The following is a 24,645-nucleotide window of genomic DNA, read 5'->3' as shown; positions in this document are numbered from 1 at the left end:
TGACTCTCTTCACAAATATTTCTTCAAAGCTGCTACCAATCTATCCAAATCCTCTCTGCGATGAATGGCTGAAACTTGTACTCTAATGCGAGCCTTGCCTAATGGTACAACTGGATAACAAAACCCAACAACATAGATTCCTTCTTGATAAAGTTTCTCAGCCACTGCAATAGCTTTGACCTCATCATAAATCATCACCGGAATAATAGGATGCTCACCTGGCACAATATCAATTCCAGCTTCTGTTAGTTTCTCTCTAAGGTATTTGCTATTTGCTTGTACTTGAGCTATCAGTTCAGAACCCTTGTTGAGCATCTCCAAAACCTTGATCTCTGTCCAGACAATCGCCGGAGCTAGTGAGTTAGAAAAAAGATAAGGTCTAGATCTTTGTCTCAGAAGATCAGCAATGCTACTATGACAAGCAGTAAAACCTCCAGAAGCCCCTCCCAGAGCCTTGCCAAAGGTACCAGTAATAATATCTATTTTACCAAAAACATCGCAATGCTCTGCAGTCCCGCGACCAGTTTTACCAACAAAACCAGTTGCATGAGAATCATCAACCATCACAAGGGCATTATATTTTTCAGCTAATTCAACTATCTTAGAGAGATTAGCAATAACTCCATCCATACTAAAAACACCATCAGTCACAATCAAGCGTATGCGACTCGTTTCACTCTCTTGCAGCAAAGTCTCAAGCTGCTCCATATCATTATTGTCATAGAGCTTACGCTCAGCCTTGCAAAGCCGAATGCCATCAATGATACTTGCGTGATTGAGCTTGTCACTAATAATCACATCTTCTTTATTCAACAATGTTTCAAACAAACCACCATTGGCATCAAAACAAGACGAATAAAGCACCGCATCCTGGCAACCAACAAATTCAGCTACCTTCTGCTCAAGCTCACGATGAATAGTCTGAGTACCACAAATAAATCTAACTGAATTAAGACCAAAACCATAACGATCAAGTCCCTCTTTTGCAAAATCAATCAATTCCTGTGAGCCACCAAGACCAAGATAGTTATTAGCACAGAGATTAAGAAAAGTCTTCTGGCTTTGATCTGCAGCAATAGTTTCTATCTCACGTCCCTGAGCTGAACTAATCAAACGCTCGGTTTTATAAATACCCTTGGCTTTAATCGCCTCAAGCTCTTGATTTACTATGGAAATAGCTTCTTTTTCTATCTTGTTGACCATAATAAAAGTATAGCTTATAGAGCTATAATGATAACTAATGAAAGCCCTCGTCAAAAAATCAGCCCAGAAAGGTATTTGGATGGAAGATGTCCCACTACCTAGTCTTGGACTTAATGATGTTCTAATTAAAGTCATCAAAACAGCGATATGCGGGACTGACTTGCATATTTACAAATGGGATGAATGGTCACAAAAAAATATCGCTGTACCAAGAGTAATAGGGCACGAGTTTTCTGGAATTATCACTGAGCTTGGCGAAGCGGTAGAACATTTTAAGATTGGCGATAGAGTAACTGCCGAGGGGCATATTGTTTGTGGTATTTGCAGAAATTGCAAGAGAGGTATAACTCATCTTTGTGCAAATACAATTGGCATCGGTATCCAACGTGATGGCGCCTTTGCTGAATACATTAGCGTTCCAGCTGGCAACCTAGTAAAGCTAGACGCTGCGATCTCTGACGATATTGCAGCAATCTTTGATCCCTTTGGCAATGCGGTACATGCCGTGCTGTCTTTCCCAATGGTAGGCGAGGATGTGCTTATTACCGGTGCTGGTTTAATCGGCAATATGGCCGTCGCCGTCTGCAAAGCGGTAGGTGCTCGCAATATAGTGGTTACCGACGTCAATGACTATAGATTAGAGATAGCCAAGAAGATGGGTGCAACCAGAACTATCAATCCTCAAAGAGAAAAACTCGACAAAGTAATGAGTGAATTATCCATGACTAATGGTTTTGATATTGGATTAGAAATGTCTGGTTCTGCTGATGCCTTTAACTCTATGCTCAAATATATGTTCCATGGCGGCAAAGTCGCTCTACTGGGGCTATTGCCAAGCTCAACACAAATAGACTGGGATAATGTGATCTTCAAAGGTCTACAACTCAAAGGTATTTATGGTAGAGAAATGTTTGAGACTTGGTACAAAATGGCACAGCTCATCAAAGGCGGCATCGATATTTCACCTATCATTACTCATATTTATCCAATTGAAGAATTTCAACAAGGTTTTGAAATTATGGAATCAGGCAATTGCGGCAAAATCATTCTTGAGTGGTAGTTAGACTGCAAGCGAGTTAAGTTCCGGTTTCTTTTTAGCCTCATTAAATAAATAAGTTCCGTCAACTTGTCTGCGAGTCATCAAACCAAAACAATACAAACCACCGTTATAGAACGGCATAATCATATTATCGATAAGATCCTGCGTTTCATTAGCAACAAAACGCTTAATAGTATCACCAACAGCATGTAATAAATAAAATACCCCAACGCCTCTTGCAGAGGGATCCTTCTCAAACAATAAACCAATATCTGCAAGTACTCCAGCTGCATTTCTAAATATACCTAATATCCTATTTAATAAGTTACGTTTAGTACCATTCAAAAGTGCTAAACCACTAATGAGCATTTGAGCATGTGAAGCTATTGCCAAAGTATGTCCTCGATCATTTTCTCCACCAAAAAGATCTTTTTTAAAGCCCGACAAATCACCTTTAAATAATTTACTAATACCTCCATTAATCCAAGCCTCTTTAAAAAATTCAATACTGACATCGATATTGGCAAGAAAGTTGTCTTTAAGATTAAGTCCCTTCTTAACCCGAGGTAAATTAATTGAATGTAATTGGTTGAAGGCTGAACTTAAACCTCTAAACAAATGGTAATGATTTAAATCAACAAAAGTATTCATTATCGGCTCAGCAATCCTACCAATAAAATCAAAAGTGAAATTATTTTTGTAGGCTTCATAAGCTAAGCTCATATAGACAGAAGAATTGATCAACTTAGTAAACCGTGTTGAATTAGCAGCCCAAGCTTTGCCCTTACTTGCATGCGCCTTGGATTTAGAAAGCATAGCTGCAGTAGCCAAATGCCAAAGAGATGATATACCATAAGCCCAAGGTGGCATTTTGTTTCTAATAAAATCCTGCCAAGAGTTTTTTACAAGCAGCTTAGCTGGCTCTTGTTTAATTGACTCTTGATGAAGCTTCGCGTCTACTGCCTCTATAGGTTGCTCAACAAAAGCAATTCCAACCTTGGTATCAAGATCATTTGATGCTGGTGTTGATGCTGTTTGTAAGTTAAGCTGTGCTAAAGTCATGCTACCTGCTGAGCCAAAAGCTCAGACCCCCTTCTAGCAACCAATGGCATGTCTTCCTTTTGAGCAAGCTTGACGGCTGGAAGCTTTTCAAGCTGCTTCTCATCGTCTCTCTTGTCACCCATCTCATGCTCATTTTGATGCAATCTCAACCAATGCTTTCCAATACCATCAAAAATAAATGTCAATGGCACAAAAGCATCTTTGTATTGAGGCATCAACTTTGATAACCAATCTGCAACAGTACCAACGACCAGTGCCAAGCCAGACTTAAACAAATCCTTACGTCCAGCTTTATAATGACCAAAATTGAGCTGCTCAATATCCATAACGATTCCAGCAAGATCTCTAATGAAGGTAGGTATCTGTACCTTGCCTGTAAACATCCAAGATAAAGCACCGACATTGGCAAACAGCCCACCAATAGTAGCCCACATACCATTTTCACTCTTTATAAAGTTCTTCGCAACATCTGCCGAGAATAGATTCTTAAAGAACTTGCCAAAGCCCTTAACCAAATGCTGCAAGTGATCTTCGAAACTATCAAAACCAGTACGATCATTAGCAATATTAAGTGAATTTGCCATATTGTAAGTACCAGAAGCAATACCACGTGCTAAGTAAGTATTGTCCTGATCAACAGTACCTGCAATAACAATGTCATTAAAGTAACCCAATGCAGAGAAATAATTTTTTGTGTGAAGTCGTTCAACAACATTAATGACACTAGTTGCAACAAGAAAAGATTTTGTCGCAAGCGATCCAACAGTCTTGGCAAATTTTTTGGATGCATCATTAAAACCAAAAGCCCAAGAAGAAAAAGAAAAAATATTACCAGCAATATTTGTCAAATTCATCAAATGTGGCACAATATCTCTAACCATTTTATTGTTAATGAACGCATTCATATAGTCGTCCGTATCAGTTTGAACTGGCTTAGCAATAATAGAACTACTTGGTTCAGTAAAATAACTTTCTTCTCTTGTAATTTGAGACGCGCCATCCTGTAAATCAGCCATGGTTGATCCCAAATTAGTATTGATATTATTTGCGCCATTAATCACGACGAATTTAGGCCTTTTGTAAAAATACAAAATACCTGGCATAATTATACAATACGTATTTAGGTGTCCTTCTTAACCTTACAGCGACGTCTCAATTAACCGATTAATAGCGCCTTGATGCCAAAAGCAATGCTGAGGGCTATGAAAACCATAATTCAAGCTCTTGCTATTAGCACCCAATCGATTAGCAAACTCTTTTGTTAAACCTGGATCACAGAAAAAATCAGTGAAACAGTGAGTAAAATAGTAATTACTGACATTAGAACGATCAAACTTATCCATGGTATTTTCAGTGGCACCGATCATTGCTTTATCAAAAGCTGTACCATCTTGCTCTTTGGCAAAAAAACCATCAAGTGCAAAATCTTGCCATTGTTTATAAAACTTGATGACATTAAAAAATTCTCTAGGCTTTGTACCCCAAAAAGTATTAATCACTAAAAGCATATTTAGAGACAAAGCAATCGGTTTGAATATCAGCATCGCTGGATATTTTATAAATCCAACTGCAATTAACTTCTCAAGAATTACCATCAAGGTTTTAAGCATCAACAAAATAAAATCAATCACCGGGAAAACTAACAAGTTATAAACGAAGAGGAAGGGATAGAAGAAGTACTTGAGAATATCCAAAATCCCAAGAGCTACAGCATTGACATGTAAAGGCACTTGCAAAAAGATCAACTTGGAATTAACAATATTGCGATAAAGCTCGGGATTCTCACTGGCATAGAACTTGGGCTCTGAAAGGATTTTAAGTAATAGCATAGAGCCCATTGAATGGCTTAGGATTATTGTCTTTTGTTTTACTCTGTGCTTAAGCTTAGAGAATAATTTACTGGAAGCTTCCAGTAAACTGTTAGCAGCCCCAGCATCAACTTCCAAAAACTCAACTTGATAACCCTGATTCTTGTAATAATTGATTTGATCAAACCAATTTGATTTTCCTGAGCAAGACCCTGCGATGATAATTAACTGTTTTTCTTGTTCAAACACTGGTATTCATATTATAGATGCTAAAAGTCATTAGACCTATTCCGAAAAACAAAGTTTTGCTAGTGATGTTGACACAAAAAAGTAGAGACGATGCGAAGCAGAAATTTCTCTAACTGAGAAAATCGTAAGTACGCAAAGCGATCAACAAACTTTATATTAAAGCTGTTGCTTTTTCAAAATCTTCTTGAGTAGGAAGCTTGAATTCACCTGAATCGTTGAAACCAGCATTTCTTTCTCTGTCATATTTATCAAATTGCTCTCTAGCCACTATATCAGCGACTTTGGCATATCTCAAAGTAGTTCTAATATCACTGTGGCCAGCTAATTTCTGAAGAACTCTAATATCAATATGGCCTACTCTTTCAGTACAGAAAGTATGTCTAAGTTGGTGAATAGTCAACGGCGTGCTATCTGGATTCTTAATTCCTTTAGAAGCCTGTTTGAATAATTGATTAGCTCTATGGTAACCAAGACGAGTACCATTGTTTGTTGTAAACAAAGCACCTTCATTTCTCAAAGCTTGAGCTTCTTCAATTGTTGTCGCCTGGAATAAAACTGAACGATCAGGAACTCTCTTCTCTAAGTACTTTCTAAAAAGTTTTTCTGTCTGCTTAGACATGTAAGTTACTCTTGCTCTGTTACCTTTGCCAGCACGAACTTGAATAACACCATTGCGGATATCCTGAACATTAAGTGCTAATGCTTCAGAGATTCTCAAACCACTTGAATAAAGTAAGTCAAATAAGAACTCCTCTCTGATTGACTTTGACTCAGTCATTATCTTTCCAACAATTTCTCTGTCTAAATAACGAATGATATCTTTTGAGTTAGTCTCACCTAGATCTTTGTTTGGTTTGCGTCTCTCAACATTCTTAATTGGATTTTCAATCAATTTAGATTGTTTGATTAGCCAATTGAAAAAACAACTAATAGTTGCATAATGCCTGTTCTGTGTTGAAACACTGACTCTCTTGCCGGTTCTTGTTGTTAGTCCATCCAAATAAACCTTGATTTCGGGCGACTTGATTGCTAGCGGTTTGGTTTCACCATAAGCAGCTGTAAACTTCTCAAGGTCAAGCCTATAAGCTTTAATGGTATCGTTATCTTTCTCTAACGACTCTACATATTGTTCTACTAAATCTTTCACTTGTTCATCTTTCACTTATGTGTCCCTCTTATTTTATCTTTTTTTGTTTTCCCCGTTAGGTGTTTTCCCTGGTCCCCATTTATGTTATTTTATTCTAGCATCTTTTTTTAAAAGATCAAATAAATTCTGATAAGTAAGGCTCATAATCTACTGTCTTAAGGGACAGAGGCTTAAGGACCATTCCTCTCACTAACTTAGCAATCTCCACAGCGTTTCTAATTCTGGATGGAAGATGAATAGTCTGAAAATTAAGTTCAATTTCACTACCATTTTCTATCTTGGCTACGGATTTATATACTAAATCTCTTGCTCTTTGAGCAATAGTCTCAGTATCTAAATTAGAATCATGTTCCATATCAAAAGGGATTACGGACCCATCCGCCTTATAGCGAAGATCTACCCTTCCTTCAAAAGCAACGCGCACATTAGTCCAAGAACCAACTTCTTGAAGAGCTGGGCTCACAGGTCCAATTAAAGTTAACCACTTACTAAATTCTTGGATTGACTTTGCAACCGTCTCAGCGACTGAATAATTGCTTGCCATTTGCTGATATAAATAACCATGAGTTCTCACTTGTTGCAACTCAAGATTGTGAGTTTTTGCAAGAGCAGCAAGACCACCGAGCTGAACTAATATAGTAGCTCTTAGTTCTTCATTCGATAATTGGATCTTGCGCTCACCATAACCAATCAAGTCCGGGTAAGAAACTAAAGCACCTAATGCAAGTTGGCCGTTTTCTTTGACTGTTTCAAGTGACTTATTAATTAAAGCTGGTTCACCGGCATGAGCGCCAGTAGAAACATTGACTGATGTAGCATAAGGCATAATTTCCTGTTCAGTTAAGAACTGTGTAACACCTTGGCCTATATCTAGGTTAAGATCGATTTGACGAGAGATAAATGGGTCTGTTTGTGTCATGCCTTTACTATATTACGAATTATGTAAGAAGGAAAGTAAACTACCTCACCCTTGTCATAATTCTCTCCATTGAGTCACTAAAAATAATATATCACATTTGGATCATAAAATAAAGGTAATACACTATTATTTTTAGTCATTAAGCGTGTTTTCAGTGAATTAGTGTCTAAATTGGCTCTTGTGAGCTTGACTATAACTTGTTGATCCTTATATTGACAATAAATGAGGACTTCACTAGCTAGGATTTCGATATTAGATACCATAACTTCAATAGATTCTTGCTGCATGGCTGATTCTTCTAAAGCAAAAAACTCGGGCCGAATACCGACCTGCTGCCCATTAAGCATAAAGATATTCGTTGCAGGAGCACCAATAAAACCTGCGACAAACATATTCGCTGGATTTGAATAGATTTCTTCTGGGCTAGCAATCTGTTGAATCTCACCATCATTTAGCACAACTATCTTATCGGCCAAACTCAGGGCTTCAATTTGATCATGGGTTACATATATAAATGTTGCCGATGATTCTTTGTGCAAATTAAAAAGTTCATGACGCATCTGAGTGCGTAACTTAGCGTCTAAGTTACTCAAAGGCTCATCTAGTAAAAATATTTTTGGTTTCTTTGCCATTGCCCGTGCCAGTGCGACCCTTTGTCTTTGACCACCAGAAAGTTCTTTGGGTTTACGTTCCAAGTACTCAAGCAACCCTAATTTTGCAGCGAGTCTTTTGACAGTTGCATCGATCTCTGACTTGGCAGCTCCTGCAATTTGCAAAGGAAAGGCAAGATTGTCATAAACTGATTTGTGCGGGTAGAGCGCGTAGTTTTGAAAAACCATAGACAAGTCTCTATCCTTGGGAGCAAGTTGCTGAATCTCTCTATCACCATGTTTGATCAGACCAGAATCTGCTTCTTCTAAGCCAGCAATAATGCGAACTAGTGTTGTCTTACCGCAACCACTCGGACCCAAAAAAACTATAAACTCACCATCTTCTATCTCAAGATTGATATCTTTGAGTATTAGATTGTCACCAAAACTTTTACGGATGTTTTTTAATTGCAGCATACAGGTAGCACCTGTATTTTATCAGCTAATTGAAACATCTTGCTTTATGGCTTGTTTCCACGTGTCCTTAAGATCTTTCACAAGATCAACAACCTCATCTATCACCTTGGGATCTTTCGCGATGTTCGCCTTAAACAATCTCATCTTCATAAAAGTATAAAGCTCTGACATTGGGATTGCAAAATCCTTACTCGCTTCAACGTCCAAGGTATCATGCATATAATTCAAAATATCAATAGCCATAGCCATATAATTTGCATAGTCTGACCAATTAGCTAATTTATTATTCTTGTTCTTGCGAATCTCTTCTTTGGACATATGTAACCATTGAAGACAACCCTCATATAGCAAAATCACTAATTGAATTGGACTTGAAGTCTCAACAACGTTTTTCAAAAATTTTTTCTTGATACCTGATAATTTATTGACCTTTTTACTAAGCTCCAAATTTGCCTCTCTTATTTTGACCCACCTCTGGGTGCTTTATATAATCGGCCTTTTATCAGTGAAACACAAGCAAAATCAACAAAAATCATCTTTTTGAACTAGGGGATCGAGCATATAACCGAGAGCTTTACAGGAATAACTATATTAGACATCCTGCAAAACGAAGTTTTGCTAGTGATGTCGACACAAAAAAGGTCGGAACGGTGAGAAGCACTAGTTCCGTTAGTGAAGATAAAGAGGACTTTCGCAGGAAGTCTATTAGAAGGGAAAAAAATGGCTGCAGCACAAATTAAAAAAGACGAACCAATAATTATCAAAAAGATAATTAAGAAAGTAGCAGGACATGGACATCATGGTGGTGCCTGGAAAGTTGCCTATGCCGATTTTGTTACGGCGATGATGTGTTTGTTTTTACTTCTATGGTTAGTCAATGTCGACCCAAGTGCAAAATCAGCCGTTGCCAATTTCTTTAAACAACCAACTCAAACTGGTCCTATGCAAGGCAATGTTTTCATTTTTGGCGGTGCCAAAAGACCTGGTAACCCAGGGAGAATGGAAGGTGGTGCTAGCTTCCTTGAATTCCAAAAACTCGTACTCACTGGGCAAAACAAAAAAGAAGTACAAAGTAAAATGAAAAATGATTTACAGAAGCAATTAGAAATTAGCTCTGATGAAGGCTTACTCGACAAAGTTGAATTTAATTTAGTTGAACAAGGTATCCTAATTGAAATTAAAGACGATGAGAACATGGAGGTCTTCCCCTCTGGCTCAGCGGCATTGACTGGAGAAGCAAGATCACTAATAGACAAAGTCGCTAATGTAATCAAGAATAAAATCAGCTCCATAGTTGTTGCAGGGCATACAGACGGTAAGGATTTTTCTTATGGAAATTACGATAACTGGAATCTATCAACGGATAGAGCAATTGCAATCAAAACTCGCTTGATCTACGATGGAGTAAACAAAACCAGATTTGCTAGAGTCGAAGGTTACGCAGATAGCCAACTTAAAGATCCTGAGCTTCCACTAGCTGCAGCAAATAGAAGAATTACAATTCTGTTACTGCAAGATGGTGAAGAAAAAAACTTGAAACCAAAATATCTTGATGAACAAGCAAGCTTGGGTAAAGAAGTTAGAGCAGCAAGACAAAAAGAATCTGAGCAGAAACAAAGTGGCAACCTCAGTATAAAAGAATACGGTGCATCAGCTGGCAAATCTGACAAACCTCTTAGTCTAGATGAATTAAAACGCCAAAAAGCACGCCAATCTTTCAGAAAAAGACACCCTGAAGGAACGGGATCTGTGCCTGCGGCCGGTGGGCACGGTGAAGAAGCGAGTGGCGGTAACGAAGCTGCTCCAGCACCAAGTGGTGGTGGAGGCGGTCACTAACTAAATGTCAGTTAGCTTAACTATAATTTCAATAACGATTGTCCTTGTAGTCATCTTTATTGCTGGCTTTCACAAGATAGCTAGTGCATTAAAGTTTATTGCTAAAATTTTCAATCTTGGTCATTTGTTTGATTTTAATCCAGCGAATTCATTGAGTTCAATTTTTTACCTCTTTGACCATAATGACATCAAAGGTTGGAAACAATGGATCAGTAAACAAGACAAAGCAACTCAAGAAACAGCAATTGCATTACTCATTACTCACTTAGAACAAGATCCTGGCGCATGGGGACTAATCAGTCCTGAAGCAATAAGAGCCTTAGCTGTCTTTGTTGAAGATCAAAATGATCCACATGCAAAGCAGCTAGTTAAAGAAATCAAAACAGTAATCAATACCTGTAAAAAAATATGGGACAAATATATTATCACAGAAAAAATCTATCAAGCTTGCTGGGAAGTACTTATTGAGATAGATACAGAGTCAGCTCAAACATTAATACTCAAAGAACTTGAGAATCATAAAAATCATTATGAGATCAATACAAGCATGGTTAAGTCTTTTGCGCTGTTTGAACAAGATTTTGATATCAGTACAATCCTTTGCAAAATACTAACTGACCCCATCGAAGCTTTCAAAGTTAAAAAACAAGTGTTAGAAATCATGGCAGAAGGAAGAAATGAAGAAGAAACAAACAAAACCATCATTGCTACTCTTAAGAACATAACTCAAATCGAGTATGCAAATGCAAATGATGACACAGGCAAACTCTTAACTGGGCTTTTAAGTCTACTTGGAGACAATCTTGACGATAGTGTGATTCAACTGATCATGCAAGTCTGCCAACATAAACATCTTGGCAAATATGCTATCCGTTCATTAGCCAATGTGATCACAGAAAAACCTGATCTATTTAATCCTGAAACATTATATGTACTAACTGCAATCGAAAATGTCATCCACGCTATTGCTAAAAACTTTGGTCTCAACACCGCTGAAATCCAACTCTGCCTCAATGATCACCTACCAATCAATATACCATTCAAAGCAGAGCTACTAGCTCATGAAAACATTAAAAAACTACCTATTACAGCTGCAATGAACGAACTTTATGAACAAACCAAAACTGCAGTTGCAGAAGCAGAGAGACAAACTGTTCCATTAATTAGTGGTTCTTCGGAATTAGATAAACTACATTTTGCTCGAGCTATAGCCGCAGAGAATCAGTGGACGTTTCTCTATGCACAATATCAAGACTTACAAAGTTCTGACATTGTGTTTAATGACTTTCACGACAAGATACTAGCGAATAGACCGATACTGGTTTATATCAGTGAAATAGATTCAATGCTGCAATCAAACAACATAGATTTCATGAATAGAATCAAAAATCTAGCTAATGATTCACGTACAAAATTCATTATGACAAGCAATAAAGAAGAAGCTGAATTAGTAATTCCAGAAAAACTAAAACCATACTTTAGTACAAGCACCTGTGATATTCCAGAACTTAGACCAATAGGCAAAGCCACCATCTTTAAACATAAACTTGACAAAATACAACAGAAAAATAAGTCTGGTAGTTTCAATATGGAAAATATTATTGGTTCAATAAGCGCTAATTCCCGATTGGAATATGATGATGCATTAGTTAAATACTTCAAAGCAGGCTTACTTACGGAAGGAAAAGTAATTGAATTAAAACGATTCGAAGAACTAGAATCAATTGCTACAAAAATGAGGGGGGTAGAGAATGCTTGATGTGATCCTCCATGATCAACTAAGCCTTCTGGCAGTCTTTATAGTTTTTGTTGCATTAGTAGCCTATTTGATCTTAGACAATATCCCTGAATTCTCCTTTGAAGGTAAATCTACTGGGTCAACCGAAATAAACAAAGTCCATACATTAAATAATATTTTTTATAAATACAATCACCAGTCCGAACAAGACTGGATGCAATGGATCCAACAAGAAAATAAAAACACTAAAAGCCAAGCACTAATATTATTAAACGATCATTTTAATGAGCCAGCCAAGCATTGGGGCCCAATTACACTAGAAGCCCTCAATGCACTGCCGATCTTTACAGAGGAAGGTGCCGGGCATATAGTTGCAAAATTCTTTCTGCGCTCAGGCAAACTCTGGAATGAATACAGAAGCATACCTAATTACTATAAAAAATCTGCAACGATACTTACAATAATTAATCCTCAACTTGCTCTCAAAACCCTAAGTGAAGAGTTTGACCGCAAATCAAACATCCAATCCGAACTAGAACGCAAAAAAATAATTATCGACATACTGCCTAAATTAGAATCCTTTGGTTCAGGCTTAACAATATCAATTATTACAAACCACCTAGAGGTCTTCACCATTAGGACACACGCTCTTAGGTCGATCAAGAAGTTTGACTCAGCAATCCAAGATAGTATAGTGCTTGAAACCTTAAGAGCAGAACTCAAACACTTTAACAATATTGCTAAAGCACCTGATGAAAATGACAAGGAAATTTTGGAAGACTTATTTAACGATGCCGCATTAAATATAGCGAAAAAAGAATTTCTTGAAGTCTTCCAACTAGCCTGCAATTCTAATTTACATATCCACAAATTAGCAATTGAACCATTAATGAAAAGAGCGCGACAAGAAAAAGACAATTTAAGGATTGCTGAGATCTACGCTATGACTTTACTTACAGACGACTCGCAAAACCACTTACGCAGAGCAATAGCTAGTATTCATGGGCTAGAGTCCGATGAAATTGAAAGTATTTGTATAGCCAAACAGAGGGAGAATTCAATTTCCAAAGAAATTCTTCGAGCAGAAAATCCTCTTGAGGTTCGTTCTCCTATTCCTCGACCTTTTTATCAAGCCTATGAAAGTTTCAAAAAACTTTTTGCTGCTCCAACTGTCATAGCACAAATATCCTGTCAAAAGATCTATGGGGGGGTTCTGTTAACTGGCAACGATGAAATTACAAAACTATATTTTGCAAAAGCATTTGCTAGAGAATCGGGTCTCAATTTTGGCTATCTCAATATTGCAAATATCAATGGCAAAGAGGATTACAATAAATCAAATGCTATATTGGCAGACATACGTAAACCATATCTTCTTTATATTGATCATCCTGAACTTATGTATCCTTCCGATAAAAGTCAGGCTGCAAATTATAGAAGCAAGTTTGCTCAAACACTTTATATACAAGCCCTAGATACAAAGTCATATTTAATAGGATCAATCAACCAAAGTGCTGAAGAAATACAAAGTGAGACTACAATGATGGCAATCAGCCAATTACGCAGCAATTTCTTCTCTCAAATATTAGAAATAAACCCAAAGGAAGAAAATTTCAAATCAAAAATAATTAATGACTATTTCAGCTCAATCAGTCCTCATAGATTAGTAAATAAGCCGGAACTTGGTAATCAATTACTTGAAAAGTCCAAGGGTCAACATCCGCTTATTTTTTGCTTTGAAGCTCTTAAGTTACTAAGCATTATGTTACTAGTTCATGGGCAAGATATTGCAGTATCTGAAGTCGAAAAATTAATAACAAGATTTGCTGTTGAAAGCAAACAAGACAGAATTAAAACTGAGCAACCTGAATAGACCTGCTTGTCAGAGTTGTTCAGAAAGGGTTTGTCCTTAAACAAATTCAGCAATACCTGCACTAAGGACATCTTTCCCTAGATGATTCTTGCCCTTGAATTCAAAACTAGTGCCTTGCCATTTACCTTGATAGGTCAGTGTATCCATCGGTTTAACAATATCTGAGAAACGTACTCGATAACGCTTGATAGAACCTGGCTCCTTATCACGCATAAATAAATTGGCACCAAGTGCCATAGTTGCCATACCGTGAAGTATATTACCGCCCAATCCTACCTTGCGTCCAAAATCTACATCTAAATGAATAATATTGAAGTCTCCACTTGCACCGGCATAGACTTGAGGCATATATTTATCGATAAAAACTTTGTACTGGTCTCCAGTATTATAATGAGCATCTTGCACTGCTCTATCTAAAGCAATATTTGTGCCAGAAAGTTCTTGCAGTTCAGCCAATGCCTTCATTTGCTTAGCTTTAGCACGCGGACAAGGAGGAGCCATGCTCATTAATTTCACCATGAGCTTTTCTTTGAAACTAAAATCCTTATCATTACCACCGCGAATAACAAAAGTCCAAATACTAGTACAAACATCTTCACCAGCTTGGTTAGTAGAATCAGAAACCATTACCACAAAATCATGAGGGCCTTTTTGGAAGATCTTGTCTATTCTTGCTTTGGTGGTGATGGTATCACCAACTCGTACTGGCTTATGATAAATAAACTCTTGTTCACCGTGAACAAGCTTGGCTAAATTGAGCTTGAGGTCTTGATCAAATAAAACAGACCACAATAATTCATGTGCATAAACTACCGGAAAAGTAGGTGGAACGATTTCCTTGAATTTCTCCTGATCAGTCTTGGTGGCAATCAAAAACTCAAGTAGTTTTTCTTTGCCTACTGTGTAGACAAGGTCTGGATATTTTTTACCGATGAATTTTTCTGAGATTGCCATAAATTCATTATATAGCAGTATCATATTGGTTTTGAGCTATAGCCCCGAAGTCTTATACAAAACATTGTTCAATAGACTTACTGCAAAAGTCGGAATTATCCTCAAAGCAAACGCAACATTCGTTGCGGTTGCTACCTTTTTTAAAGCGACATCACTAGCAAAACGGGGTTTTGCAGGATGTCTAATCAACGGTCGAGCAATACAGGCACAGCCCTAAGTCCGCAAACAAAAACCGTAAGATAGACAATGATAGTCGTCAAGCTAGCTGCAGGTAGCATAATTATTAAAGCAAAACTAGCAAGCTTGAGACTACCATAACTAGCCCTCATGATTCTACTAGAGCGTAACCAAGAATTGCCTAGTGGTTTAGTTTGTGTCATTGATAAGTAATCAACAACCACACCTCTTAGCAGAAAAAATCCGAAAACCCAATAGGGTAACAAATTCATCATCGCAAAAAACAGCCAATAAGCTAATTCAATCACGCGATCAGCTAGGATATCTAATTTAGCTCCAAACTCTGTACATTGATTGAGCTTGCGAGCAATTATTCCATCAAGCCCATCTAAACCAATGACAATGATAGTTAGTATCAAAAAATTCAATTGATTTGCTGCAACCGAAAATTGATAAAAAGCATAGAATGCTAATAAAATACGGAAATAACAAATTGTGTTGGGGATGTTGAGCATGACATTCATGATATCTAGCTTTGCTTGCCTAAATTAAGATCTGGTCTCAAACTCGCTGCACCGCCCAAATAAACATGCTTAACCTCAGATCTATGTTTATCACTTTGCACTTGAATTAAAATTCGAATACATTTAGCTAAGCCACCGTCTATATCAGGTTCTTGAGAAGTAAAGAAAGGTACATCTGCCCAATTCATCCCAAGCCGAATAGCTGCAGATGCATTATAAGCAGTAAGGTCTGAAGTCATAGTCAAAAAAACCATAGTAATTTGTTCTGGGTCTATATTGTTTTCTTTGACAATCTGTTGAACCATAGCAACACTCGCTGATTTAATCTCATCGGCGTTATTAGTTGCTACTGTTGTTGCTCCACGTATGGCAATTGCTTGCATGGATCACATTATAGCTTATGGTCAGGTCACTACATAAACAGCTCTGTCTAAGAAATTCATTAACTGAGGGCAATAGCCATCTGAACAGGGGGAGATGAAAAAGCCATGTCTCCCGGCTGCACTTTAGCTTTCATCACACTAGGCTTCACAGCTAAATCCAATCCTGTAGTCTCCGCAATTAGAGGTAGCACATCTGTATTAAGAATCTTAGTTAACTGAGCCATAGCTACCCTGAGAACGCTTCTTGATTTAACTAATAAATCATGATGTTTCGCTTGATCAAACGTGGTCCCATTTTTAGTAAACCTTGTTGACTTACCAATTAAGCTAACTAAAGTATCCATAAAATTGTAAGCTGATCTAAAAGTAGAACTAAAATCACCAAGCATTGAGCTATAGCCATGTAATAATTCAAGCGTATCTGTTCTAGTTGCTGGGGATAAACCAGCTTTATTTCTCCAACTTAGATCAGTAAGCCTGTCTCCAATTGTATTAGATACAACGTGCAGCCCATCCATCATCTTCAATCTGCGATGATGCATCGTATCTCTAACTGCCCTTGCATCAAAAGAGCCTCCTGCTATTGCAGAGCTTGGCACAAATCCGGGGAATCTAATAGTCATAAGCAAGCATCTTAAAACAGCTAAAGCGCCTTTACTTATTCCCTAATGCATTTTTAATATATTATGATATATTTATTGTTCATAATATCTTTATACACACGCAAGGTTATAATAGAGTTGTCTGAAAGGTTCAAGAAATCACTGGACAACTCTATGATGGCAAAAGGCATACTACTACTACAAATGGGCGGACCTGCTTCAACATACGGAGTTGAAAAATTCCTCAATAATTTGTTTAACGATCCTTATATCATTCAACTACCTAGCTTTATCAAGCCTTTTCAAAAAAACCTCGCTGCATATATAGCTAGAGAAAGATCGCCTAATGTAGCTAAGAACTATGACATGATTGGTGGCAAATCACCGATACTTTTTGAGACTCAATGTCAAGCCAAGGCTCTTGAAAAAAGACTCGGCGGCAAATACCAATGCTATATTGCCATGCGTTATTCTTCTCCCTTCCTCAAAGAAACTTTGCCACAAATCGAAGCCGATGGAATTGATGAGCTTACTGTCATTCCACTCTACCCACATTATTCAACAGCCACTTCCGGCTCAAGTATCATCGAATGCTTAGAGATGTTCTCAGAGACTGGCTTTGACCAAAGAGCCAAAATAAACTATATAGAATCTTGGCACGACAATCCATTTTTTATTGAGCTGTTAACAAGGCGACTAGAAGATGCCATTGGTGATCTTAAAGAAGCTCATATTCTTTTTTCTGCTCATGGTTTGCCAGTTAAATACATCAGCAATGGCGACCCTTACCAAAAACAAATCCAAGATAGTGTTGCTTTGATTTGTCAAAGACTGGCTGACTCGCTCAATCTCAAGATTTATCCAGATAAATTAGTCTCTGATCACTTGACTCTGAATTATTCAATTAGTTATCAAAGCCGAGTAGGACCTGTTCAATGGCTAGAACCCAATACCGAAGACAAGATCAAAGAACTAGGTGATAACGGCGTCAAAACGCTCATCATACTACCTGTGAGTTTTGTTGGTGATCACATCGAAACCCTGCATGAGCTTGGTATTGAATATAAAGAAGTCGCTGCCCAAAGTGGTATCATTGACTACCGGATCACTAGATTACCCAAAGCTAATCCCTTATTGATTGAGGCATTGGCAAGTGTCATTGCAAAAAGTGAAACGACGAAGCAATCCAGACATGAAAGCACTAATATACCAACCCAATTCTCCTCAAACCTCATTCCTTGAGCTAAGTGAAGTAGAAAAACCTCTACTTAAAGACAATAACGCTATTGTCAAAGTCACGGGTGTTGGTGTTTGTGGTTCTGATTTGCTTAAACTCAACCGCGCACTTATCAAACCCGGTACTATACTCGGTCACGAGATGGTAGGAATTATTGATGAGATTTCTGAAACTATGTCTCTGCAATATGGTTTTAAAAAAGGCGATAGGATCCTGAGTTCTCATCATGTACCTTGCCTAGAGTGTGATTACTGTCTGCGCGGCAAAGAGAGTCTTTGTACTAAATTCAAATCAACTAATTTTAATCCTGGTGCTTTTTGCGAGTACCTTGAACTTAGTGAAGATCATCTGAAGCATACTGTGCAAAAGATTCCTGAGGGGATGACAGATGAGGTGGCAAGTTTTACTGAGCCGGTGGCGTGTTGTATCAAGGCGGTCCGTCATTGCGAGCGCAGTGAAGCAATCCAGACAAAGGTCTTAGTTATAGGGCTTGGATCCATCGGGCTTATTATGGGACAAGTGATTCGACATAATTTTCCAAATTCACAAATTACAGGACTAGACTTACAAGAAACTAGACTCAAGCTTGCCTTGGAATTAGGTTTTGACCAGAGTCTCTCTGCATTACAAACCGATAACATCTTTGACATCATCTTTCTTTGTGCTGGCGCCAACACCACAGTCGAGCTAGCTAGCAAACATGCAGCTAATGGGGCAACGATAGTAGTTTTCTCTTCAACACCAGCAGAGACTAGTTTTGCAAACAACGATATTTATTACAAAGAACTAACTGTCAGAGCTAGCTACTCACCCAATCTTGATAATCTCAAAGAAGCTCTTAATTTACTAGCTAAGGGTGTTATTAAAGTAGATAATTTAATTACAAACAAATCTAAATTAAGTGAACTTGGAACAAAAATCCAAAATTGTAAAAGTGAACAAGGGATTAAAACTTACTTAAAACCCTAATGCTCTATAGAGCTCAAAGACCTTATACTGAACCGTGCTAACATTAATTGCCATGGCACAACTAACAAAACAAAAACACCCTTACCTCATGATCCCTGGACCTACTCCAGTCCCTCAAGAGATTTTAAGCGCGCTCGCAGAGCACCCACTGGGACACCGCTCGAAAGAATTTTCTGCGATCTTTATGTCAGCAACTGAAAAGCTTCAGTGGTTAGGACAAACCAACAACGATGTCTTTATTTACACAGCATCTGGTACTGGTGCGATGGAAGGAGCAATTTCTAATACCATCAACCCTGGTGACAAAGTGCTCTGTCTTGCCATTGGTGTTTTCGGTCAGCGTTTTGCTGATATCGCCAAGATCTATGGCGCTGACGTTACAGTACTCAAAGCAGAATCTGGCAAGTGTATTAGTCCTCAAGAATTAAAAGAAGCGCTCACTAAAGACAAATACAAAGTAGTTACGCTAACTCACTCAGAGACCAGTACTGGAACGGCAAACGATATCAAAGCACTAGTGCCGCTTATCAAAGAGCATGGCGCACTCAGCATCGTTGACGTGGTTACTTCACTTGGCTGCATGGATGTACGCATGGATGAGTGGGGCATAGACGTGATGCTTAGTGGTTCACAGAAGGGTTTTATGATTCCTCCGGGACTTAGCTTTATTTATGTTTCAGAAAATGCTTACAAAGCTAAAGCAAGTTGTACTAGTCCAAGTTATTATTTCTGCTGGACTCAAGCCAAAAAAGCACTTGCTGACAGCACTACACCGTGGACTCCCAATGTCTCTCACATAGTGGCTTTGGAACTTGCGCTGCAGATGATGGTTGAAGAAGGATTACAGAATATCCTCGATCGTCACACTAGAGTGCGAGACAAACTACGCAACGGTCTTAGAGACCTTGGTCTTAAATTACTTACTGAAGATAGTTCAGCTTCTGCCGCGATTACAGCAATCTATCCGCCAGAAGGAGTTGCAGTGCCAGATATCCGCAAAGCCTTCCAGCAAGATCACAATATAGTAGTTGCCAACGGCCAAAAAGAACTCAAGGACAAGATCTTCCGTATGGGTCATCTTGGATTTGTAAGTGATGAAAATATAGATATGGGGCTCAATGCGCTGAGAGATGTTCTCAATAAGCTAAAATTGGTCATTTAATAAAATATCGGGCATAAAAAGTAGCAACCGCAACGAATGTTGCGTTTGCTTTAAGGATAATTCCGACTTTTGCAATAAGTCTAATGGAAGCTTCACTTGACTTAAAGGAGCTTCTGTTGATATTCTTATCTCAAGCAAGGCGTATGAATAAAATATTACCAGCATTAACATTGGCAGCAGCTAGCTTATTACCATCAGGCGGTCAAGATCTTGAGGCAGCAGAGCCTGCAGCAAAACCAAATTCTATTTATTCTGAGACTGAACAAACCACTCCAGTTGTTCCATACCAAAGACCAGCAGCAGAGTCACGTAAGCAGGTAAAAAGATTAGCACACAAAATTACTTCAGACTCAACTCAACAAAAAAAACACTGGATCTTCCAACCAAGTTATGCGCCACCAGGAGCTAATGGAATTCCAGGATTGCAAAATCTTGAGCCAGATGGCTATCCTAAAAGTCGATCCAGAGTGGAACCTGCAACAAGAGGCAACTGGATTCTTGCACCCAACGGCAGAGTCTACCGTCCAGGTGAAACAATCTACCCTCGATCTTATAATAAAAGGAACTATTGGCATAGCAGATCACTACCAGGAAGCGACCCTCGCTTTGACCCAAGCATAAACAGAAGATATTCTTTTTGGAACTAAGTCCTCAAACCCGCCAAAATCTCTTTCGCTTCAGTCGCTAAAAACTGTTCGGCTAATTCTTGACCAAGCCGTTCTGGCTGAGTCACTGAGCCGCTATGTTCTAAACGAATAATTTGAGAACCATCAAGACTAGCAACAATGCCAACAATTTCAATTAATGCATTCTCGCCAAAGCCACGCAAAGTCGAGTAAACACCAATCGGCACCTGGCAACCGCCCTCAAGCCTACGCAAAAATGCTCTCTCTGCTTTAACTATCGCTTCATCAACTGGAGAGTTGAGACTTTTGCGCAAAAACTCAGTCAAGTCATCACGACCAGACTTGATTTCTATAGCAAGAGCACCTTGTCCAACAGCTGGTAAAATCTCTAATGGATTCAAGTACTCACCAATCGAGTCTTGCATACCAAGACGATTGAGTCCTGCTGCCGCAAGTACAATACCATCAAAACCATTGGCTGGATTATTGAGTTTTTTAAAACGAGTTTGCAAGTTGCCACGAATATCAACGAAATTGATTTGCGGATATTTATTTTGGAGCTGAGCGATTCTTCTTAAACTAGAAGTGCCGATTGTTTTGGCTTGTTTGAGCGATACAACCCCGCTATAACCAGAAAAACAAACGACATCCCGAATATCTTCCCTAGTGCTAGTTACACAAATCTCTAGTCCCTTAGGCAATTGTGTTGGCAGATCCTTCATTGAATGGACCGCAAGATCAATAGTACCCAGTAATAATTCATTTTCAAGTTCTTTGGTAAATAATGCTTTATCGCCAATTTTGGACAGTGCTATATCAAGAATCTTGTCACCCTGAGTTTTGATTTCAATAATCTCAATTGCAAGATCAGGATATTGTAAAAGCAGGATGTCTCTAACCCAACGAGTCTGCACCAAGGCAAGCTTGCTATCTCTGGTTCCAATTCTTAGTTGCGAAAATACCAGACCACTTACTCCTTGTTAAAGCACTACTGTACCAAAGTCCCTACATCAAGCCCAGTAACGATATCTCTTACAGCTCCAGGGCGAGCAAAATCAAAAACAGATATAGGGATATGCTTATCACGACAAAGTGCAATAGCAGATGTATCCAAGACCTTCAGGTTGCGAGTAATTAAATCTTGATGCGTTAGAGTATTGATCTTCTTGGCATTGGGATTCTCTCTTGGATCAGAATCATATATACCATCAACACCATTCTTGGCTGTCATCATCAAATCACAATCCATCTCAGAAGCTCTTAAAGCTGCCGCAGTATCTGTTGTAAAGAAAGGGTTGCCAATACCACCACCAAAAATCACCACTCTTCCTTTGGAAAGATGTCGTTGTGCTCTTCTACGAATATATGGTTCAGCAATAGAATTCATCGTAATTGCCGTTTGTACTCGAGTTGCGACTCCGCGTTTTTCAAGTACACCCTGTAGCACCAAAGCATTCATGATAGTTGCAAGCATCCCAACATAGTCAGCTGCCGCTCTATCCATTCCTAGCTCGGTAGATTTTTGTAAACCTCTAAAAATATTGCCACCACCGACAACAACACAAACCTGAACTCCAAGTGTAGTCACCATAGCTACCTCTTCAGCAATGCGATCAACAATCTCTGTAGAAATTCCAAGTGTTCCATCCCCGCACAAAGCTTCTCCGCTTAATTTAAGTAGTATACGTTTGTATTTGACATTCATCGTTGAATTCTATTATAGCAACTGGGCTTCTTTGAAGTGATATATGCTACTCACAAAGTGAGTATTTTATTCCGAATCTAGTGAAAACTCGAGAGCTTGCTCTCGGAGGATTGACCGGCAAAACTTTATACTTGACTCAAATACCCTTCAAGTTTCTCAAATTTGGTCGGCTCACGCAATTTTTTCATTGCTTTAAATTCAATCTGACGAACACGTTCGCGAGTGATATTAAAAATACGCCCAACTTGTTCAAGAGTGCGAGCTTGTCCATCCTCAAGACCATATCTGAGCTTGAGCACTTCTGCTTCTCGAGGAAGCAAATCAACTAACAACTCTTTGATATGCGTTTTGAGCATTCTATCAGTACTAGTAGTATCTGGACGAGATCCATTGTCATCAGCGATAAAATCAGATAAAGTACTATCTTCCTCTTTACCAAGTGGTGTTTCTAATGAAACAGGTGTCTTGTTAGCATTCATGATCTCTTTGAGTTTTTTCTGAGTAACTCCAAGAGCCAAACCTAATTCTTGATCACTCGGCTTACGCCCAAGCTCTAATGATAATTGTCTAGATACACGTTTGTAACGATTAATAGTCTCAACCATGTGCACAGGCACCCTAATTGTACGACTCTTATCGGCAAGTGATCTTGTGATACCTTGTCTAATCCACCAAGTTGCATAAGTAGAGAACTTATAACCCTTTTCGTGGTCAAATTTTTCAGCTGCTCGAATCAAACCAAGATTGCCTTCCTGGATCAAATCCAAAAATGATAAACCACGATTGAGGTATTTCTTAGCGATACTAACTACCAAACGTAAGTTAGCTTGTACTAATTGACGCTTAGCTTCATCACCAAGGCTTCCACCCTTTTCAATTTCTCGAGCTAGTTTAATTTCTTGCTCTGCTGTCAAGAGCGAAATACGCCCTATCTCTTTCAAATAAAGCTTGATAGAGTCTTCAGCACCATCAGATCTAACACTGTAAACCTTCTCTACTTCTCTCTCTTCTAACTTATCAGCATCGTCTTGCGTATGCTTTCTAATTAATTCTTCGCCAATAAAAGTACCTTTAGCCATTGCTTAGCACCTTTCCTTTTTTTTCTTAAATTGTATTAACTTTGCGACCAATGTTTTACTGTCCTTCGTAAAACTCTCAACTTCCCAACTATAGAAGATTAGACTGGAATAATTCTCTTAATTTTTTTTAAGATAGGCCAGGGCCGTAAAGTTTTTGACTTGTTACAAAGACTCTCATTCTTGCAAACTTGTTCCCTGAGTGGTTTTTATTTTTGCAAGAAGAATTCTTACTCCAAAAGCTATTTTTTGAATTGTTAAACTATGAACGAGAATTAATTTACAAAACACAAATCTATGTTTTTGAATTAATTCTCGTCATCTAGTTTGCTATAGGAGCGTGTAACCCAGCCCATATTGATTAACTGAGATCTTTATATTTAGTAATTTGGGCTGGATGACAAGCTCCTAGATAAATTAGTCAACTCATCAGCAACTCCCAAGGAACAAAGTCTTGATAAACCTACTTGAAGCTCTATTTTTAAGTACCAACCGTCCATGAATTCATGTACTCGACCATACCTGGAGTCAATTTATCAATTGAAATCCCCATTGCTGCTAATTTCAAACTAGCAATCTCTTGGTCGATTTCTGGCGGAAGTACTTGTAAAGTATTTTCTAACTTGCCTTTGTTTTTCACTAAATGCTCAACAGCTAAAGCTTGATTTGCAAAACTCATATCCATTACTGCCGCCGGATGACCTTCAGCTGCAGCTAAATTAATCAATCTTCCTTCACCAAGCACGATTACTGAGCCTTGAACCTTAGTTTTCTTAGGATCACGTACAAATTCTTCGGCAAAAGGTCGAACTGAAGCTCTATTAGAACTCATCTCAGCAAGCGCTTTTAAATTAAGCTCAAGATCAAAGTGACCAGAATTACAAACCATCGCACCATCTTTCATCACTTCAAAATGTTCTTTGTCAATTACATGCCTATTGCCAGTAACAGTAATGAAAATATCACCAATCTTGGCTGCTTCATTCATAGGTAATACTTTAAAACCATCAAGTCTTGCTTCAAGAGCTCTAATAGGATTGATTTCAGTAATATAAACATCAGATCCAAGACCAGAAGCACGCATCGCAGCACCTCTACCACACCAACCGTAACCAACAACTACTACGTTTTTACCAGCAAGCAAAACATTAGTGGCGCGAATGATTCCGTCAAGCGTGGATTGACCTGTACCATAACGATTATCAAAAAGATGTTTGGTCTGAGAATCATTTACTGCAATTGCAGGAAAAGTCAAAACACCATCTCTTTCCATCGCTCTAAGTCTGACG

General features: G+C 38.4%; 24 protein-coding genes. 8 read left to right on the top strand and 16 right to left on the bottom strand.

Annotation, left to right across the window (positions count from 1 at the left end):
- Positions 1-9 precede the first annotated feature (9 nt).
- Positions 10-1,203 (bottom strand): glycine C-acetyltransferase, encoded by a 1,194-nt coding sequence (locus O3C63_01590; protein MDA0771614.1) that lies wholly within the window; start codon positions 1,201-1,203, stop codon positions 10-12.
- A gap of 37 nt (positions 1,204-1,240) precedes the next feature.
- On the opposite strand from O3C63_01590, the gene tdh reads away from it, so the two are divergent.
- Entirely contained in the window at positions 1,241-2,263 is a 1,023-nt protein-coding gene (tdh, locus tag O3C63_01585; protein ID MDA0771613.1) for an L-threonine 3-dehydrogenase, read from the top strand.
- On the opposite strand, the gene O3C63_01580 is transcribed toward tdh, so the two are convergent.
- The 7 genes from O3C63_01580 to fliS all read right to left on the bottom strand — a co-directional run bounded on the left by O3C63_01580 (position 2,264) and on the right by fliS (position 8,890).
- A complete protein-coding gene (locus O3C63_01580) occupies positions 2,264-3,304 on the bottom strand; it encodes a hypothetical protein (protein ID MDA0771612.1) in 1,041 nt (346 codons plus the stop codon). It lies immediately after the preceding gene.
- Positions 3,301-4,320: a hypothetical protein gene (locus O3C63_01575; protein ID MDA0771611.1), complete on the bottom strand. Its 1,020-nt coding sequence runs from the start codon at positions 4,318-4,320 to the stop codon at positions 3,301-3,303. Before O3C63_01575 ends, O3C63_01580 begins: the two co-directional genes overlap by 4 nt.
- A 123-nt stretch (positions 4,321-4,443) precedes the next feature.
- The gene (locus tag O3C63_01570) at positions 4,444-5,361 is read right to left on the bottom strand and encodes a hypothetical protein (GenBank protein MDA0771610.1); all 918 of its coding nucleotides are present in this window, start codon (positions 5,359-5,361) and stop codon (positions 4,444-4,446) included.
- A 151-nt stretch (positions 5,362-5,512) separates the two neighbouring features.
- Complete coding sequence (locus O3C63_01565; GenBank protein ID MDA0771609.1) at positions 5,513-6,508, bottom strand: tyrosine-type recombinase/integrase; 996 nt, start codon at positions 6,506-6,508, stop codon at positions 5,513-5,515.
- Between the two features lie 115 nt (positions 6,509-6,623).
- A complete protein-coding gene (locus tag O3C63_01560; protein ID MDA0771608.1) occupies positions 6,624-7,427 on the bottom strand; it encodes a LamB/YcsF family protein in 804 nt (267 codons plus the stop codon).
- Positions 7,428-7,504: 77 nt separating this feature from the next.
- Positions 7,505-8,494: an ABC transporter ATP-binding protein gene (locus O3C63_01555; protein MDA0771607.1), complete on the bottom strand. Its 990-nt coding sequence runs from the start codon at positions 8,492-8,494 to the stop codon at positions 7,505-7,507.
- Positions 8,495-8,515: 21 nt separating this feature from the next.
- Positions 8,516-8,890, bottom strand: coding sequence for a flagellar export chaperone FliS (gene fliS / locus O3C63_01550; GenBank protein MDA0771606.1), 375 nt, complete (start codon positions 8,888-8,890; stop codon positions 8,516-8,518).
- A 324-nt stretch (positions 8,891-9,214) separates the two neighbouring features.
- Between fliS and O3C63_01545 the strand changes: the two genes are divergently transcribed.
- Genes O3C63_01545 through O3C63_01535 form a run of 3 tightly spaced genes read left to right on the top strand, consistent with a single transcriptional unit; the run spans position 9,215 to position 13,941 of the window.
- Positions 9,215-10,330, top strand: coding sequence for an OmpA family protein (locus O3C63_01545; GenBank protein MDA0771605.1), 1,116 nt, complete (start codon positions 9,215-9,217; stop codon positions 10,328-10,330).
- Positions 10,331-10,334: 4 nt separating this feature from the next.
- On the top strand, positions 10,335-12,089 hold the full coding sequence (locus tag O3C63_01540) for a hypothetical protein (protein MDA0771604.1): 1,755 nt from the start codon (positions 10,335-10,337) through the stop codon (positions 12,087-12,089).
- Positions 12,082-13,941: a hypothetical protein gene (locus O3C63_01535; protein ID MDA0771603.1), complete on the top strand. Its 1,860-nt coding sequence runs from the start codon at positions 12,082-12,084 to the stop codon at positions 13,939-13,941. The genes O3C63_01540 and O3C63_01535 overlap by 8 nt, the downstream gene beginning before the upstream one ends.
- Before the next feature lie 36 nt (positions 13,942-13,977).
- Here O3C63_01535 and O3C63_01530 read toward each other — a convergent pair whose 3' ends face one another.
- The 4 genes from O3C63_01530 to O3C63_01515 form a co-directional block, all read right to left on the bottom strand.
- A complete protein-coding gene (locus O3C63_01530; protein MDA0771602.1) occupies positions 13,978-14,895 on the bottom strand; it encodes a MaoC family dehydratase N-terminal domain-containing protein in 918 nt (305 codons plus the stop codon).
- A 185-nt stretch (positions 14,896-15,080) separates the two neighbouring features.
- On the bottom strand, positions 15,081-15,587 hold the full coding sequence (locus O3C63_01525) for a CDP-alcohol phosphatidyltransferase family protein (protein ID MDA0771601.1): 507 nt from the start codon (positions 15,585-15,587) through the stop codon (positions 15,081-15,083).
- A gap of 14 nt (positions 15,588-15,601) precedes the next feature.
- Positions 15,602-15,979, bottom strand: coding sequence for a chorismate mutase (gene aroH / locus O3C63_01520; protein MDA0771600.1), 378 nt, complete (start codon positions 15,977-15,979; stop codon positions 15,602-15,604).
- Positions 15,980-16,038: 59 nt separating this feature from the next.
- Positions 16,039-16,602, bottom strand: a complete 564-nt coding sequence (locus O3C63_01515; GenBank protein ID MDA0771599.1) for a hypothetical protein — start codon at positions 16,600-16,602, stop codon at positions 16,039-16,041.
- Between the two features lie 153 nt (positions 16,603-16,755).
- Here O3C63_01515 and hemH point away from each other — a divergent pair, with 153 nt between their 5' ends.
- From hemH to O3C63_01495, 4 genes are all read left to right on the top strand, one after another.
- Entirely contained in the window at positions 16,756-17,823 is a 1,068-nt protein-coding gene (hemH, locus tag O3C63_01510; GenBank protein ID MDA0771598.1) for a ferrochelatase, read from the top strand.
- On the top strand, positions 17,774-18,787 hold the full coding sequence (locus O3C63_01505; protein ID MDA0771597.1) for an alcohol dehydrogenase catalytic domain-containing protein: 1,014 nt from the start codon (positions 17,774-17,776) through the stop codon (positions 18,785-18,787). Before hemH ends, O3C63_01505 begins: the two co-directional genes overlap by 50 nt.
- A 52-nt stretch (positions 18,788-18,839) precedes the next feature.
- The gene (locus tag O3C63_01500; GenBank protein MDA0771596.1) at positions 18,840-19,949 is read left to right on the top strand and encodes an alanine--glyoxylate aminotransferase family protein; all 1,110 of its coding nucleotides are present in this window, start codon (positions 18,840-18,842) and stop codon (positions 19,947-19,949) included.
- A gap of 143 nt (positions 19,950-20,092) precedes the next feature.
- Entirely contained in the window at positions 20,093-20,596 is a 504-nt protein-coding gene (locus O3C63_01495; protein MDA0771595.1) for a hypothetical protein, read from the top strand.
- On the opposite strand, the gene hemC is transcribed toward O3C63_01495, so the two are convergent.
- The 4 genes from hemC to O3C63_01475 form a co-directional block, all read right to left on the bottom strand.
- Positions 20,593-21,540, bottom strand: coding sequence for a hydroxymethylbilane synthase (hemC, locus tag O3C63_01490; GenBank protein ID MDA0771594.1), 948 nt, complete (start codon positions 21,538-21,540; stop codon positions 20,593-20,595). The two genes, O3C63_01495 and hemC, sit on opposite strands and share 4 nt — an antisense overlap.
- A 23-nt stretch (positions 21,541-21,563) precedes the next feature.
- Positions 21,564-22,280 (bottom strand): UMP kinase, encoded by a 717-nt coding sequence (gene pyrH / locus O3C63_01485; protein ID MDA0771593.1) that lies wholly within the window; start codon positions 22,278-22,280, stop codon positions 21,564-21,566.
- A 125-nt stretch (positions 22,281-22,405) separates the two neighbouring features.
- Positions 22,406-23,359: a sigma-70 family RNA polymerase sigma factor gene (locus O3C63_01480; GenBank protein ID MDA0771592.1), complete on the bottom strand. Its 954-nt coding sequence runs from the start codon at positions 23,357-23,359 to the stop codon at positions 22,406-22,408.
- A 478-nt stretch (positions 23,360-23,837) separates the two neighbouring features.
- Positions 23,838-24,645: adenosylhomocysteinase (locus O3C63_01475; GenBank protein ID MDA0771591.1), on the bottom strand; the 808-nt coding region annotated here is incomplete at its 5' end.

The organism is Cyanobacteriota bacterium (assembly GCA_027618255.1).
Classification (GTDB): Bacteria; Cyanobacteriota; Vampirovibrionia; order LMEP-6097; family LMEP-6097; genus JABHOV01.
The sequence above is the reverse complement of the archived record's forward strand: the minus strand, read 5'-3'. Positions and strand labels throughout refer to the sequence as shown.